Source organism: Burkholderia sp. PvR073 (assembly GCF_054055695.1).
In genome coordinates this window covers 66,293-79,623 of sequence record NZ_JBSRXO010000008.1, presented here as the reverse complement: position 1 = coordinate 79,623, position 13,331 = coordinate 66,293, and the positions used below count along the sequence as shown (strand labels likewise).

The 13,331-nt window shown below is 68.4% G+C and carries 11 protein-coding genes; 3 read left to right on the top strand and 8 right to left on the bottom strand.

Annotated features, from left to right (window positions below; translation table 11 throughout):
* Positions 1–213: 213 nt before the first annotated feature.
* Positions 214–825 (top strand): hypothetical protein, encoded by a 612-nt coding sequence (locus ACVK00_RS22855; protein ID WP_284888997.1) that lies wholly within the window; start codon positions 214–216, stop codon positions 823–825.
* Between the two features lie 85 nt (positions 826–910).
* Here the strand turns inward: ACVK00_RS22855 and ACVK00_RS22850 are convergent, their stop codons facing one another.
* Both ACVK00_RS22850 and shiA read right to left on the bottom strand, forming a co-directional pair.
* Positions 911–2,212, bottom strand: coding sequence for a UDP-N-acetylglucosamine 1-carboxyvinyltransferase (locus tag ACVK00_RS22850; protein WP_228909896.1), 1,302 nt, complete (start codon positions 2,210–2,212; stop codon positions 911–913).
* A gap of 211 nt (positions 2,213–2,423) precedes the next feature.
* Positions 2,424–3,731, bottom strand: coding sequence for a shikimate transporter (shiA, locus tag ACVK00_RS22845; RefSeq protein ID WP_011658812.1), 1,308 nt, complete (start codon positions 3,729–3,731; stop codon positions 2,424–2,426).
* A gap of 356 nt (positions 3,732–4,087) precedes the next feature.
* On the opposite strand from shiA, the gene ACVK00_RS22840 reads away from it, so the two are divergent.
* Positions 4,088–5,215, top strand: a complete 1,128-nt coding sequence (locus tag ACVK00_RS22840; RefSeq protein WP_228909897.1) for a 4-hydroxyphenylpyruvate dioxygenase family protein — start codon at positions 4,088–4,090, stop codon at positions 5,213–5,215.
* Positions 5,216–5,380: 165 nt separating this feature from the next.
* Here the strand turns inward: ACVK00_RS22840 and ACVK00_RS22835 are convergent, their stop codons facing one another.
* The 5 genes from ACVK00_RS22835 to ACVK00_RS22815 all read right to left on the bottom strand — a co-directional run bounded on the left by ACVK00_RS22835 (position 5,381) and on the right by ACVK00_RS22815 (position 10,724).
* Positions 5,381–6,616: an NADH:flavin oxidoreductase gene (locus tag ACVK00_RS22835; RefSeq protein WP_284888996.1), complete on the bottom strand. Its 1,236-nt coding sequence runs from the start codon at positions 6,614–6,616 to the stop codon at positions 5,381–5,383.
* A 109-nt stretch (positions 6,617–6,725) separates the two neighbouring features.
* Positions 6,726–8,060 carry a type II toxin-antitoxin system HipA family toxin gene (locus ACVK00_RS22830; protein ID WP_284888995.1) on the bottom strand — a complete coding sequence of 445 codons (1,335 nt, stop codon included), beginning with the start codon at positions 8,058–8,060 and terminating at the stop codon, positions 6,726–6,728.
* A 2-nt stretch (positions 8,061–8,062) separates the two neighbouring features.
* Positions 8,063–8,494: a helix-turn-helix domain-containing protein gene (locus tag ACVK00_RS22825; protein ID WP_284888994.1), complete on the bottom strand. Its 432-nt coding sequence runs from the start codon at positions 8,492–8,494 to the stop codon at positions 8,063–8,065.
* Positions 8,495–8,664: 170 nt separating this feature from the next.
* A complete protein-coding gene (ribBA, locus tag ACVK00_RS22820; protein WP_284888993.1) occupies positions 8,665–9,789 on the bottom strand; it encodes a bifunctional 3,4-dihydroxy-2-butanone-4-phosphate synthase/GTP cyclohydrolase II in 1,125 nt (374 codons plus the stop codon).
* On the bottom strand, positions 9,786–10,724 hold the full coding sequence (locus ACVK00_RS22815; protein WP_284888992.1) for an alpha/beta hydrolase: 939 nt from the start codon (positions 10,722–10,724) through the stop codon (positions 9,786–9,788). The genes ribBA and ACVK00_RS22815 overlap by 4 nt, the downstream gene beginning before the upstream one ends.
* Positions 10,725–11,005: 281 nt before the next feature.
* Between ACVK00_RS22815 and ACVK00_RS22810 the strand changes: the two genes are divergently transcribed.
* Positions 11,006–12,196 (top strand): helix-turn-helix transcriptional regulator, encoded by a 1,191-nt coding sequence (locus ACVK00_RS22810; RefSeq protein WP_284888991.1) that lies wholly within the window; start codon positions 11,006–11,008, stop codon positions 12,194–12,196.
* Between the two features lie 206 nt (positions 12,197–12,402).
* On the opposite strand, the gene ACVK00_RS22805 is transcribed toward ACVK00_RS22810, so the two are convergent.
* Positions 12,403–13,068 (bottom strand): cation diffusion facilitator family transporter, encoded by a 666-nt coding sequence (locus tag ACVK00_RS22805; RefSeq protein ID WP_284888990.1) that lies wholly within the window; start codon positions 13,066–13,068, stop codon positions 12,403–12,405.
* Positions 13,069–13,331: the final 263 nt, after the last annotated feature.

Here is a 13,331-nt window from a genome sequence, read left to right as displayed (position 1 = left end):
CGATTATCGCGCAAATCGAACCGGCTGAGGGCGCGCCGCCGGGCGCACGGGTTCGAGCTTGCATGATTGGACGCTGGACGCTCGGCCCGAGCGTGGGGAAATGAGCGTCGACAACAACCGATTCGCGCGCCATCTCGTACGCTGCGCCGTATGGGTCGCGCGTGCATGCTTGCAAAGCCGCGCTAGAATCGCCAGCCCGACTGGAACAGAACAATGAAAATTCGCGAATCCGCTTTGGCCGTGCTCGTCGCGGCCGTGCCGCTGCTTGCCGCGGCGAATCCCTCGACCGGCGCGACGCTCCCGAAGCCAACCGTCGACGTGCGTGCATGGCCGCGCATGACGTCGCCGAAATTCGGCTGCTACGTCGAAACGGCGTTCGGCTACCGTGACAGGCGCTTCAATTGCACGCTGAAGAAGTACCGGAACACCGGTGACGCGTGCAGGAACACGAAGGCGTACTACGAAGGCCCTGCGTTCCCCGACCGGCTCGCGACCAGCGTGCATCCGCTCGCGACGAAGGTCGACCTGGACTGGGAGCATGGCGACCTGCAAATGGTCACCGTCACGCTGAAGGGGACGTGGAACGAAGCGGACGTGCGCAACGCGTTCGGGCTGCCGCGTGCGGAGGGGCACAAGCTGACCGAAGCAGAGTTGCGGACGCAGCCGGAGAACCTGATGGACACGAGCGTCCAGTATCCGTCGAGCCCGCTCGATGAAAGCCTGGCGAAGCGCCCGAGCAACCCCGCGCGCGGCACGACGGCCGTGATGCTCTACGGGTTCGACCACATGGGCGCCGGCGACGGCGCCTGCGGGGGAGGCGAGTAGCGCAGGAGGGGCGGCCGGCGGTGCCTGCGACCGAATGCGGGGTGCGATACGGCGCTCGCATGACGCGCGCCGTACCGTCAGGGTGTTACTCGCTGCTCGTCCACTCGACGTTCGCGCCGACCGAACGCAGGTTTTCGACGAAATGCGGGTGCGCGCGGCGGATCGGCAGCGCGTTCATGATTTCCGAGCGGCCTTCGATGCTCGCGGCTACCATCAGCAGCGCGATCGCGACGCGGATGATGTACGGGCTCTCGACGCGCGCCGGCGTCAGTTGCAGCCCGCCGAACGTGATGAGCCGGTGCGGATCCGACAGCAGCACGTGCGCGCCGAACTTCGACAGTTCGCCGGACCAGCCGAGCGCGCCGTCGTAGACCTTGTTCCAGAACATCGCGCTGCCTTCCGCGCGCACGCCGAGCGCGATGAAGATCGGCAGCAGGTCGACCGGCACGTACGGCCACGGCGCGGCTTCGACCTTGGTCAGGATGTTCTGCGTGAACGGTCGGCGCACGCGCAGCGGGCCGTCGCGTTCCGCGCGGGACCAGCCGTCGCGGTGCGTGACGGTCACGCCGAACTTCGCGAATGTGCGGTCGATCAGCGGGAAATGCTCCGGCGACGAGTTGCGCACGGCGATGTCGCCGCCCGTGATCGCGCCGAGCGCGAGGAACGTCGCGATTTCGTGGAAATCCTCGGCGAAGCGGAATTCGCCGCCGCCGAGCTTGCCGCCGCCCGTTACGCACAGACGCGACGTGCCGATGCCCTCGATCGCGACGCCGATCATCGCGAGGAACTGGCAGAACTCCTGTACGTGCGGCTCGGACGCCGCATTCATCAGCGTGGACGTGCCGCTTGCCGCCGTCGCGCACAGCGCGAAGTTTTCGGTGGTGGTGACCGATGCGTAGTCGAACCAGTGATCGTTGGCCGTCAGCGGGCCATCGGCACGAACGATCAGCGAATCGGGCGTGCGCTCGATATGCGCGCCGAAGCGCTCGAACACCTCGACGTGCGGATCGATCTCGCGCACGCCGAGCGTGCAGCCTTTCACGTCGTTCTCGAGGCGCGCGACGCCGAAGCGCGCGAGCAGCGGCGGAATCAGCATGATCGACGAGCGCATCGCCTCGGGCAGGCGGTGAACGGCCGGATCGAACGTCGTGTTGCGATGGTGGAGCTCGAGGATGCCCGTGGCGAAGTCGACCGACACGTCGCTGCCGAGCGTGCGGAAGATGTCGAGGATCTTGCGCACGTCGGTGATGTCCGGCACGCCGACGAGGCGCAGCGGCTGATCGGTCAACAGGGTGGCGCACAGAATCGGCAGGACGGCGTTCTTGTTCGCGGACGGCTTGATGTCCCCGCGCAGCGGAGTGCCGCCGTGGACGATGAGATTCGACATGATATGGGGGCGTATCGGTGACTGACGTAGGCCCATATGATGCCATTGGTCGGCGCGCGGCGTGGAATGTTCAGCGGGGAAAAGGGGCTTCCGCGTGCGGGATTGACCGTGTTTGACGTTGGGCGGGCGCGGGTTGCGCCCGACTGCCGGCAGCGGGAAGCCGGTGCGGAAATGGCCGGCCGCGTAGCGGGCCGGCCATGCCGTCATTGCGTCACTGCGCCGCGCGCATCCGCGCGGCGACCACCAGCGAGATCAGGCAGCCCACCGCGAGATAAGCGGCGACGAAGTGCCACGAACCGCCGGCCATGCTGACCAGCGCCACCGCGATGAACGGCGTGAACCCGCCGCCGACCACACTCGCGAACTGATAACCGACGCCTGCGCCGCTGTAGCGGTATTCCGCGCCGAACAACTCGGTGAAGAGCGGCTGCTGGACGCTCACGACCATGTCGTGCGCGGCATTGGCCAACAGGATCGAGAACACGACGATCCACGCGATCGAACGCGACTCCAGCGCGACGAAGAACGGTACCGCCGACACGAGGCCGATCACCGCGCCGATCAGGTAGATGCGGCGCAGGCCGAAGCGGTCGGCGAGCCAGGCGAAGCACGGGATCGTCACGCAGCTCACCGCGCCGACCAGCAGGCCGATGTTCAGGAACAGGTCGCGCGACAGGCCCAGGTTCGACGTCGAATAGCTGAGCGCGAATGCCGTGACGATATACATCGTGAACAGCTCGGCGAGGCGCAGCGCGACGATCAGCAGGAACGCCTTCGGATGGCGCGTCAGCGCTTCGAGCACCGGCAGGCGCAGCTTGCGGTTGCCGTGCTCGACCTTCTCGACGAACTCTTGCGACTCGTCCATGCTCTTGCGGACCCACAGCCCGATCAGCACCAGCACGATGCTGAACACGAACGGCAGGCGCCAGCCCCACGACTTGAACGCGGCCTCGCCGAGCGTATGGCTCAGGATCGACACGATCCCCGTCGCCAGTACGAGCCCGACGCCGTAGCCGACCTGCACGCCGCTGCTGTAGAACGCCTTCTTCTGCTTCGGCGCGCTCTCGACGGCCATCAGCGCCGCGCCGCCCCATTCGCCGCCCACCGCGAAGCCCTGGATCGCACGCATCAGCACCAGCAGCACGGGCGCCCACCAGCCGATCGTCGCGAAACCCGGCAGCAGGCCGATCGCGACGGTCGACAGCCCCATCAGCATCACGGTCAGCACGAGCATCCGCTTGCGGCCGAGCCGGTCGCCGAAATGGCCGAACACGACCCCGCCGAGCGGACGGAACAGGAAGCCGACGCCGAAGGTCGCGAACGCCGCGAGCGTGCCCATGGTCGGGCTGATCTTCGGGAAGAATTCGGAATTGAATACGAGCGCGGCGACGATCCCGTACAGCAGGAAGTCGTACCAGTCGACGACGGCGCCGACAAAGCTGCCGATCGCGGCCTTGCGGGCCTGGCTGCGCGCGCGGGCGCCGGCGGCGGCGTCGAGGGTGTCGAAGGTTGGGGTCATGGCGAAGTCTCCTGGCACGGCGCATCGTGGAATCGTGGCGGCGCCGCGTCCGATGCTGCACTAAGTCGATAGGGTGAGCGGAGAATAGGGTGCGCGCGCCGTCACGGCAATTGGCCGATCGGTCAAAGTGCGCGATTATCGTTCTATTCTGTGCGATTATCGAACGCTTTTCGGGTTTGCACTAAGCGAGGTACCCATATCCCGTTCGGCCAGGGTGTGCCGCCGTGAACGATCTGGTTAAAATCTGGACCATCAAAACCTCGCCCGGATCGGGCGGATGTCCGGCCGTCGCATCGGCCGGGTGTGCCGCACGCGCCGGGCGTCATCCCCATCGACTGCATGCCCCGGAGACTGGAATGCCCGGCAATTCCCACCCCCTGTCCAGCGATACGCCGCCCGTCGCCGATCCGGCCGCCAATCCGCTCGGGATGGCCGGACTCGAATTCGTCGAGTTCGCGGCGCCGGTGCCGGACGCCCTCGCGCAACGCTTCGAGCAGCTCGGGTTCAAGGCGATCGCGCGCCATGTGAGCAAGAACGTCACGCTGTACCGGCAAGGGCAGATGCAGTTCCTGATCAATGCCGAGCCCGAATCGTTCGCGGCGCGCTATGCGGAGGAATACGGGATGGGCGTCTGCGCGATCGGGCTGCGCGTGGCGAGCGCGCGCCGCGCGTTCGAGCGGGCGATCGAGCTGGGCGCGTGGGCGTTCGAGGGCGAGCGGATCGGGGTCGGCGAGCTGAAGATTCCCGCGATCCAGGGCATTGGCGATTCGCACCTCTATTTCGTCGACCGCTGGCGTGGGCGGGACGGCCAGCGCGGCGGCGTCGGCGACATCTCGATCTTCGACATCGATTTCCGGCCGATCGACATCGCGACCGCCCATACCGATCACGATTGCGTGGGCACGGGCCTGCAACAGGTCGACCACTTCACGCAGACCGTCGGCGCGGGGCGCATGCGCGAATGGCTCGACTTCTACCATGACCTGCTGCACTTCCGCGAAATCCATGAAATCGATGCGCACTGGCATGTATCGGAAGAGTCGCGCGTGATGGTGTCGCCGTGCGGCGCGGTGCGGATTCCTGTGTACGAGGAAGGCACGCGGCGCACCGAGCTGATGCACGCGTATCTGCCGGACCATCCCGGCGAAGGCGTTCAGCACGTTGCGCTGTCGACCGACGACATCCTGGCGAGCATCGATGCGCTGCGCGCGAATGGCGTCGAATTCATCGAGCCGCCGGCGCGTTATTACGACGACGTCGATGCGCGGCTGCCCGGGCACGGCGTCGATCTCGATGCGCTGCGCCGCCGCGCGGTGCTGGTCGACGGCGAAATCGGCAGCGATGGCGTGCCGCGGCTGTTCTTCCAGACCTTCGTCAAGCGCCGGCCCGGCGAGATCTTCTTCGAGATCGTGCAGCGGCAAGGGCACCACGGATTCGGGGAAGGGAACCTCGCGGCGCTGGCTCGCGCCCGCGACGCTGGCTGAACGGCTGAACGGCTGAACGGCTGAACGGCAGAGTGGCGTGTCGGTAGCCGCGATCGCGGGGTCGGCTGCGGCTCGACCTCAGGCCCCCACCGCCGACACGCGGTTCGGCGCCGGGTCGTTTGGCTCGTTCAGCACGCACGCGGTGCCCTCGGGCGTGTACATCACTCAAGCACCCACGGCCGGCACGCGGTTCGGCGCCGGGTCGTTCGGCTCCTTCAGCACGCACGCGGTGCCCCCGGGCGTGTACATCGACACGACGCAGCGGTTGCATGACGTGCAGCCCGACCGCGCGATTCGGCCGTCGCGCAGTCCGTTCACGAAGCCCGGCTCGAATACCAGCGCGCGGGCAAGCGCCACTGCGTCGAACCTTTCGCGCATCGCCAGCGCGACGTTCTCGCGCGAGCGCACGCCGCCGAGATAGGCAAGCGGCATCCGGACGGTCGCGCGCACTTTCTTCGAATGCTCGAGGAAATACATTTCGCGAAACGCGCCCAGCTTCGGTTCGGTGAGCTTTTGCAGCGCCATCGCGGCGCGCACGATCGCGTTGTCGGCGTTCGCGCGGGCATCGCCGGGCAGCGGGCTGCCGAACAGCTGCCATACCGACTCGACGTTCATCCCGCCGCTCAATACCAGCAGATGCGCGCCTTCGGCCTCGAGCCGCCGTGCGATCTCGCATGCGTCGTCGGCCGTCCCGCCGCCGCGCACGCCTTCGGTCACGCCGATCTTGCAGACCACGGCGAGATCGCGACCGACCGCATCGAGCACACGGCGCAGCACCTCGACGGGGAACGCCGCGCGCCGCGCCGCATCGCCGCCGTACGCGTCGCGGCGACGGTTGTACAGCGGCGACAGGAACTGGCTCAGCAGATAACCGTGCCCCATGTGGATCTCGACCGCGTCGAAGCCCGCGTCGCGTGCATGCCGCGCCGCACGCGCGAATTGGTCGGCGATCACGGTCATCTGGTCGCGCGTCATCGCCTGCTTCAGGAAGCGGCCGCTCATCACGCCGACCTTGTTGAACCCGCCCGATGCGCTCAACGGCCGTTTCGTCGACAGCGACGGCAGGAACGTGAAGCAGCCGCCGTGCGTGATCTGCGCGGACGCCGCCGCGCCGTGGCGATGCACCGCGTCGGTCAGCGCACGGAATTGCCGGACCGTCGGCGCATCGAGCTGCGCCTGGTCGACAAACGTGCGGCCGTCGTCGCTGATCGCGCAGTACGCGATGGTTGTCAGCGCGGCGCCGCCTTCGGCGATGCGCTCATGAAACCCGACGAGCGCACGCGACGGCACGCCGTCCGGCGTCATTCCTTCGTTGGTCGCCGACTTGATCAGGCGGTTGCGCAGCGTCAGCGGGCCGATCTGCAGCGGGCTGAACGCGGTATCGAGGGCGGCGGGTTCCATGTCGGGCAGGCGTCGGGAATGGGCATGGCGACCATTGTGCGGAGCCGGCGCGGCGCCGCATCGTCCAGGTGGACGACCCGCCGCCGGAGAGCGGCCGCGCCCGCACCGGCTAGTCGGCCGCGCCGAGCTTGCGCGCCTGGCGGCGCATCCCGTCGAAGATCGCATCGGACACGTCTGCCGGGAAGTCCGCGGGAATGCGCGACGCGACGTCGGCGATCGCCGGTTCGGTGCGGGCGGCCACGCCCGCCATCGCCGCGCGGACCTCGTGTTCGGTCAGACCGACACGCGCGCCTTGCGCGATCCAGTGACGCGGCTGGATGTCGGCGATCACGTAATGGCGATTCTTCCCGCACACGGCCATTGCCAGCCGCGCGCGTCGCGGCGGCAGCTGGTTGCGTCGCGTGCCGATGATCGGATGCGCGGACAGCACGTCGTAAAGCGGCGTGCTCCGATACGTATTGCCCGGCAGGTGCGCGATGCTGAAATTCTTCGCGTGGCCGTCGATGGCCGCGAGTACCCAGAACACGAGCTGCGTGACGAAGAAGTTCTGCCGGTCCTGCGCGGCTTCGGCGGAATTCGCGAGGATGCCCATGATCGTCGCGATGCCCGGGCCGCCGTCGGATTCGTATTTCGCGCCCGACGGCGTGCCGGTCGCCTGGCACATGTCCTCCTGCGGCAGCCGCAGGATCCACGTGCCGTCGCGGGACGGGCGGCGGTCGAAGCGCTCGACGATCAGCGCCTTCTGGTCGTCGAACCGGCCGATGTCGCACGCGGCCACCGGCAGGCCGTATGCGGCGACGATCTTCGAGCACAGCCATTCGTTCTCGACCGACGTGCGCATGTCGGCCTGCATGTTCCCGACGCGCCCCAGCGGCAGCTTGAAGATATGCGTGGTCGGCGTGCTGCCCGCCGGCAGCAGCCAGCGGTTGCCGTGGTGCAGCAGCGCGGTCTTTTCCTGCGCGCCGGCGATCGACAGACGCAATTCGCCGTCCGGCTCCGCGTGGCCGGGCAGCGGCGCGGCGGTCGCGTGGCGCAGCACGTCGGCGACGGCTGCGTCGTCGAGCGCGGTGCCGTCGATCGCCTGCAGGTCGACCGGCGTCTCATCGGGCGGCAGCAGCTGCAGTGCACCGACGCAATCGCGGCCGATCGACGCGAGCAGTTCGAACGGCGCCGTCGATCCCAGCCGGTAGCGCTGCGCGATGCGGCGGCGGATCGGCTGGCTGTCCGGCAGCAGATTGTCGAAGTAATCGGCGACGATCGCGCCCTGATGCGGCTGGTTGCCGGGCGTGAATGGCAGGGACAGGGACAGCGGACGCCCCTGCGGATCGTCGATCCACGCCGGCAGGTAGACGAGGCGCTCGGCGCCGCGCCGGACTTCCCAGTATCCGACCGGGATGCCGTTCATCCACAGGTCGAGGCGGTCGTGGCGGGGGCGGCGGGCCATCGTCACCAGTCCTCCCGCTTGGGGTTTCGGGGCTTGCTAGGCGTCGCCGCGGCAGGCCGTTTCCGCGCGCCGGCGGAGGGGGCCTTCGCGGCGGCCGGCGGGCGGACCGGCGTATCGGATAAAGCGGCCGAGCCGGACGAACCTGACGAGCGACCGCGCGCGGACGTTGCGCGCTTGGGCGCGGGCGCGGCGACCTCGGGCATCGCTGCGTCGTCCGGCGTGCCCGGATCCAGCGTCAGGCGCACCCCGAGCACGTTCAGCACCTTGAAAAACCGTTCGATGCTGACCGCGGACGGATTGGCTTCGAGCTGCGCGTACGACTGCTGCGTGACGCCGAGGCGGGCGGCGAGCTGCGCCTGCGTGAACCCCGCCGACTTCCGGAAGCCGACGAGGATCGGGCGCAACTGGCTCAAGGTCTGGACAGGAAATGCCATGGGCTCTCCGCGAAATGACAGGCGATCGCTTGTAATCGAAAAATACAGTCTATGGTATGTATCGTCAAAATACAAACCCGAGACTGTATTTCAGAAAAACAAACGATAGCCTGTCAGGCGGAAACCCACGGGTCGGTGCAACGACGGGGGAAGCGCCCGCCGGCGCTCCGTCACGCCGCCCGCAGCGGGCTCGCCTGAGCGGCGCGCGCGCTTTCCGGATCGTCGTCGCCGAGCGGGATGAACGCCATGATCTCCAGGTCATGCCCCGACAGCGCCGGCAGCCGGAACGGGCTCGACAGCACGTTCAGCCGTCGCAGGCCGAGCTCGCGCAGGATCTGCGACCCGATCCCCGTCACGCGGCCGTCGCGGCGCGTATGGCCGGCTCCCGGGCGCATCGCGTCGCCGCGCATGTCGCAGTCGAGCAGCACCGCGACGCCGCAGCCGGCCGCATCGATCCGCTGCAATGCCGCGTGCAGCGGCCACGAGTGCGCGGACGGCTCCGCGTCGAGCAGGTCGAGCAGTGAATGGCATTCGTGCACGCGCGTCAGCACGGGCGTCGACGGATCGGGCTCGCCGCGCACCAGCGCGAGATGCGGCGCGCCATGCACCGTGTCGCGATACTCGATCGCGCGGAACCGGCCCCACGGCGTATGCAACGGCCGCTCGCCGACGCGCTCGACGAGCGATTCGTGCTCGCGGCGATAGTGGATCAGGTCGGCGATCGTGCCGATCTTCAGCCCGTGCCGAGCGGCAAACACCTTCAGCTCGGGCAGCCGCGCCATCGTGCCGTCGTCGTTCATCACCTCGCAGATCACCGACGCGGGCGTGAGCCCGGCGAGCGCCGCGAGATCGCAGCCGGCCTCGGTGTGCCCCGCGCGCACCAGCACGCCGCCCGGGCGCGCGGCGATCGGAAACACGTGGCCGGGCTGCACGAGATCGTCCGGGCGCGCGCCCGAGCGGACCGCCGTGCGGATCGTGTGCGCGCGATCGGCCGCGGAAATGCCGGTCGTCACGCCTTCGGCCGCCTCGATGCTGACCGTGAACGCGGTACCGAACGGCGTGCCGTTGTGATCGGCCATCGGCGGCAGCCTCAGCTGTTCGCAGCGCTCGGCGGTCAGCGTCAGGCAGATCAGCCCGCGCCCGAAGCGCGCCATGAAGTTGATCGCTTCGGACGTCACGTGATCGGCCGCGATCACGAGATCGCCTTCGTTTTCGCGATCCTCTTCGTCGACGAGCAGGACCATCCGCCCCGCACGCAGCTCGTCGACGATTTCCAGCGTACTGGCGAGCGTCATTGCGCCTCCGTCGCGTCGAATGCACGGCGCAGCGCGTCGGCGCTGAACGTCAGTACGCGATCGGCCGCGTCGAGCGCGCCGAGCATGCTCGCGAAACCGTGCAGCTGGCCCGGCCAGCGTACGAGCGACACCGGCGTACCCGCCTGCGCGAGCCGCAGTGCATACGCTTCGGCCTCGTCGCGCAGCGGATCGAATTCCGCGCTGACGATGGTGGCCGACGCCGCACCCGACAGGTCCGCCACGGCGAGCGGGCTCGCGAGCGGCGACGCGCGGTCGGCGCCGTCGTCGAAATACTGGCGCTTGAACCAGCGCATCGCGTCCGCCGTCAGGAAATAGCCTTCGCCGAGCGATTCGTAGGACGGATGCTCGGTCGCGCAATCGACGACCGGATACAGCAGCAGCTGGTGCGCGATCGCGATGCCCGAGCCGCGCAGTTGCAGCGTGGCGACCGCGGCCAGGTTGCCGCCCGCGCTGTCGCCGGCCACGGCGATCGCGCCAGCGCGCGCACCGAGATCGCGCGCACTGGCGGCGGCCCAGCGCACGGCATCGCACGCGTCCTGCGCGGCCGCCGGAAAGCGCGCTTCGGGCGCGAGCCGGTAGTCGACCGACAGCACGAGCGTGTGCGCGCGTCGGGCGAGGCTGCGGCACAGGTTCGCGTGCGAATCGATGCCGCACGCGACGAAACCGCCGCCGTGGAAAAACACGGTCAGCGGCAACGGCCCGTCGGCGTCGGGCCGATACAGTCGTGCGGATAACTGACGACCGGGGGCGGGAATCTGCCAGTCCTCTTCGGCGGCAATCGCATCGCCGGATGCGAAGGCGCCGCCTCCGGCAAGGCTCGCGCGGTAGGCGGGAACGGTCAGCTGATCGAAATCGATCGCGGGCGCTTGGGCGAGCGCGGCGAGCAGCGCCTGCGCCTGAGGGTCGAGCGGCATTGGAACTCCTGTTTGAATCGGATGCGGTCTGAATCAGGTAAACCCGCGTCGCGGTTTTCCCTGAGCCCGCGCCGGACGCTTGCCGGCACGGCCTGACGGGCATTCCAGCGCAGCGGGCAGGGCGCCACATCATCCGATCGGACGATGGTTCGCGCGCCCGGATGGCCAAAGCTCACCATTCAGTGAATGTCCCGATGACGCCGGAATTAAGACGCGTCTTAATCATGGCGGCGCGGATGAATCGCACCGACAACGAGTTGCATGGAGGATGGAGCGTGCTGATGGAGACGAGATGGGCTCCTCAAGAGAGCCAGTCAACAAGCGAGGAGGCCGACATCGGCGTCGCGGATTTCAGCGAGCTGATGGCGCGCATCTACCAGGGGCCGCTGGAAACGCCGCCGTGGGCGGGCGCGCTCGAGCTGGTGCGCCGGTTGCTGCAGGCCAACTACGTGACGCTGATCCTGCGTGCGGCGGCGAGCGACCGTCGCGCGCCGCTGTCGGTGCACGCATCGGAGTTCGGCCCGGTCGTGCCGGGTGACGGCGAGGCGTCGTACAACAACTACTACTATTCGCTCGACCCGTTCGTCGGCCTGCCGGCCGATCGCGTGGTGACGGTCGACGACGTGTTCGGCGATACGGGCTGGCTGTCGAGCGAACTGTACAAGCAGTTCCTGAAGCCGCAGGACGTGCGCTACATCCTCGGCGCCGACCTGCGCGCGCCGTCGGGCGTCGAGTGCCGGTTCCGCGTGTGCCGCAACCATGCATCGAAGCAGTTCTCCGCGCGCGACAAGGCGATCTGCGCGCTACTGCTGCCGCACCTGAAACGCGCGGTCGAACTGCATTCGCGGCTCGACACGGCCGAGGTGGAGCGCTCGATCTACGCGAACGCGATCAACCGGATGCAGATCGGCACGATCACGCTCGACGAGAACGGCACGATCATCGACCTGAACAGCGTCGCCGACGACATCCTGAAGCAGAACAACGGTCTGACGATTGCGCGCGGCACGATCGAGGCGACCGATGCGCAGGAGAACCGCACGCTCAAGCGACTCATTCGCCACGCGGTGATGGGGCACCACGGCACGGCCGCGGCGACGGTCGAGGCGATGCCCATCACGCGCAGCTTCGACAAGCCGCGCCTCGGGCTGCTGGTGCGCACCGTGCTGCTGTCCGACTGGTCGGAGGACAACAAGCGCCGGCCGGCCGTCACGCTGTTCCTGCGCGACCCCGACCGCAAGCCGCAGGGCGCGCAGGAAATCATCCGCAAGCTGTTCGACCTGACGCCTGCCGAGACATCGCTCGCGCTGCTGCTGACGAACGGGCTGACGCTCGAGGAGGCGGCAGAGGAATCGGGGATCAGCAAGAACACGGCACGCACGCATCTGCGCGCGATCTTCTCGAAGACGGGCGTGACGCGCCAGGCGACGCTCGTGCGGATCCTGCTCGGGAGCGTGGTGCCGCTGGGTTGATCGGGGGCGGCGCGTCGGGCGCCGCCGCATCGATGTCGCGCGTATTCGTCTGCGGATACCTCGACGGCGTTCGGTGTGTGCGTGATGGCGATCACGGCATCATGGACAAGAGGCTCGCGCGTTGCGAGCCTCTTTCGTTTCGTGCGCAGCCGATGGCGGGTGTCGGATGCTTCAGCTCATCGCCCGGGACGAGCGGCCAAGCATCGTCACGACCCGCGCGTCGAACGGGTTGCCCATGCCGCCAATGCCGGCCATTGCGCGCAACCGCTCCGGATGAAGCCGGCGCCCGTACGGATCACGATCGCGCCGATCGCAAGCGCGGTGAGATCGTCCAGACGGCCGAGGCCGACCCACGCCGCGCACATCGCCAGCGCCGCCAGCAACGCGGACAGCGCGTCGGTGCGCACATGCCAGCCGCTCGCCTCGAGCAGCGCCGAGCCGGTTTCGCGCGCCTTGCGCAGCATCCAGCGCGACAGCGCGGCCTTGCCGGTCAGCGTGAGGACGACCAGCGCGAGCGTCATCGCGCCGGGCTGCACGACCGGCGGCGCATCGAACCGGTTTGCCGCGTGCCAGATCATCTGCACGCCTGTGGCGACGAGCAGCGCGCCGAGGGCTGCCAGCGCGAGCGGCTCGTAGGTCGGGCGCCGCTCGGGCGGCAGCCGCGCGTCGAGCCGGCATGCGACGAGGATCAGCGCGTCGGCCGCGAGATCGATCGCCGCGTGCGCGACGTCCGCGAGCAGGCCGGACGAATGCGCGGACCACGCCGCGACCGCTTCGGCGGCGAGCAACAGCAGGTTGATCGCGAGACTGGCGGCGAGGGCGCGGGACGTGGCCGCATAAACGTGGGGCGTGGCGCGCGAGGTGCGCTGCATGGCTGATTCGTCTGTCGAAAGCGTGGGCAGCCTCGAACGCTACCGGTCGACGATTGCAGGTACGTGACAATGTACGAGTCGCGCTGGATGGCGACCCGTGTCCCTGTGGCGCACCGTGCCGGTCTCCGAGACGGTCACGCTGCAGGTTACTCAATCTTGGGCCGCCCCGCGAGGGCGGCTTTCCTGTCTTGCCGGAGCGGTAGTCACGATCGATCGCTCATGAACACTGTATGTGTACTCATTCTTCTGGCTGAAAAACGCCA

Excerpts from the sequence above, each read along its gene's own strand:
- ACVK00_RS22855 (WP_284888997.1), top strand. The coding sequence starts at position 214 with ATGAAAATTCGCGAATCCGCTTTGGCCGTGCTCGTCGCGGCCGTGCCG.
- ACVK00_RS22850 (WP_228909896.1), bottom strand. The coding sequence starts at position 2,212 with ATGTCGAATCTCATCGTCCACGGCGGCACTCCGCTGCGCGGGGACATC.
- shiA (WP_011658812.1), bottom strand. The coding sequence starts at position 3,731 with ATGACCCCAACCTTCGACACCCTCGACGCCGCCGCCGGCGCCCGCGCG.
- ACVK00_RS22840 (WP_228909897.1), top strand. The coding sequence starts at position 4,088 with ATGCCCGGCAATTCCCACCCCCTGTCCAGCGATACGCCGCCCGTCGCC.
- ACVK00_RS22835 (WP_284888996.1), bottom strand. The coding sequence starts at position 6,616 with ATGGAACCCGCCGCCCTCGATACCGCGTTCAGCCCGCTGCAGATCGGC.
- ACVK00_RS22830 (WP_284888995.1), bottom strand. The coding sequence starts at position 8,060 with ATGGCCCGCCGCCCCCGCCACGACCGCCTCGACCTGTGGATGAACGGC.
- ACVK00_RS22825 (WP_284888994.1), bottom strand. The coding sequence starts at position 8,494 with ATGGCATTTCCTGTCCAGACCTTGAGCCAGTTGCGCCCGATCCTCGTC.
- ribBA (WP_284888993.1), bottom strand. The coding sequence starts at position 9,789 with ATGACGCTCGCCAGTACGCTGGAAATCGTCGACGAGCTGCGTGCGGGG.
- ACVK00_RS22815 (WP_284888992.1), bottom strand. The coding sequence starts at position 10,724 with ATGCCGCTCGACCCTCAGGCGCAGGCGCTGCTCGCCGCGCTCGCCCAA.
- ACVK00_RS22810 (WP_284888991.1), top strand. The coding sequence starts at position 11,006 with ATGGAGACGAGATGGGCTCCTCAAGAGAGCCAGTCAACAAGCGAGGAG.
- ACVK00_RS22805 (WP_284888990.1), bottom strand. The coding sequence starts at position 13,068 with ATGCAGCGCACCTCGCGCGCCACGCCCCACGTTTATGCGGCCACGTCC.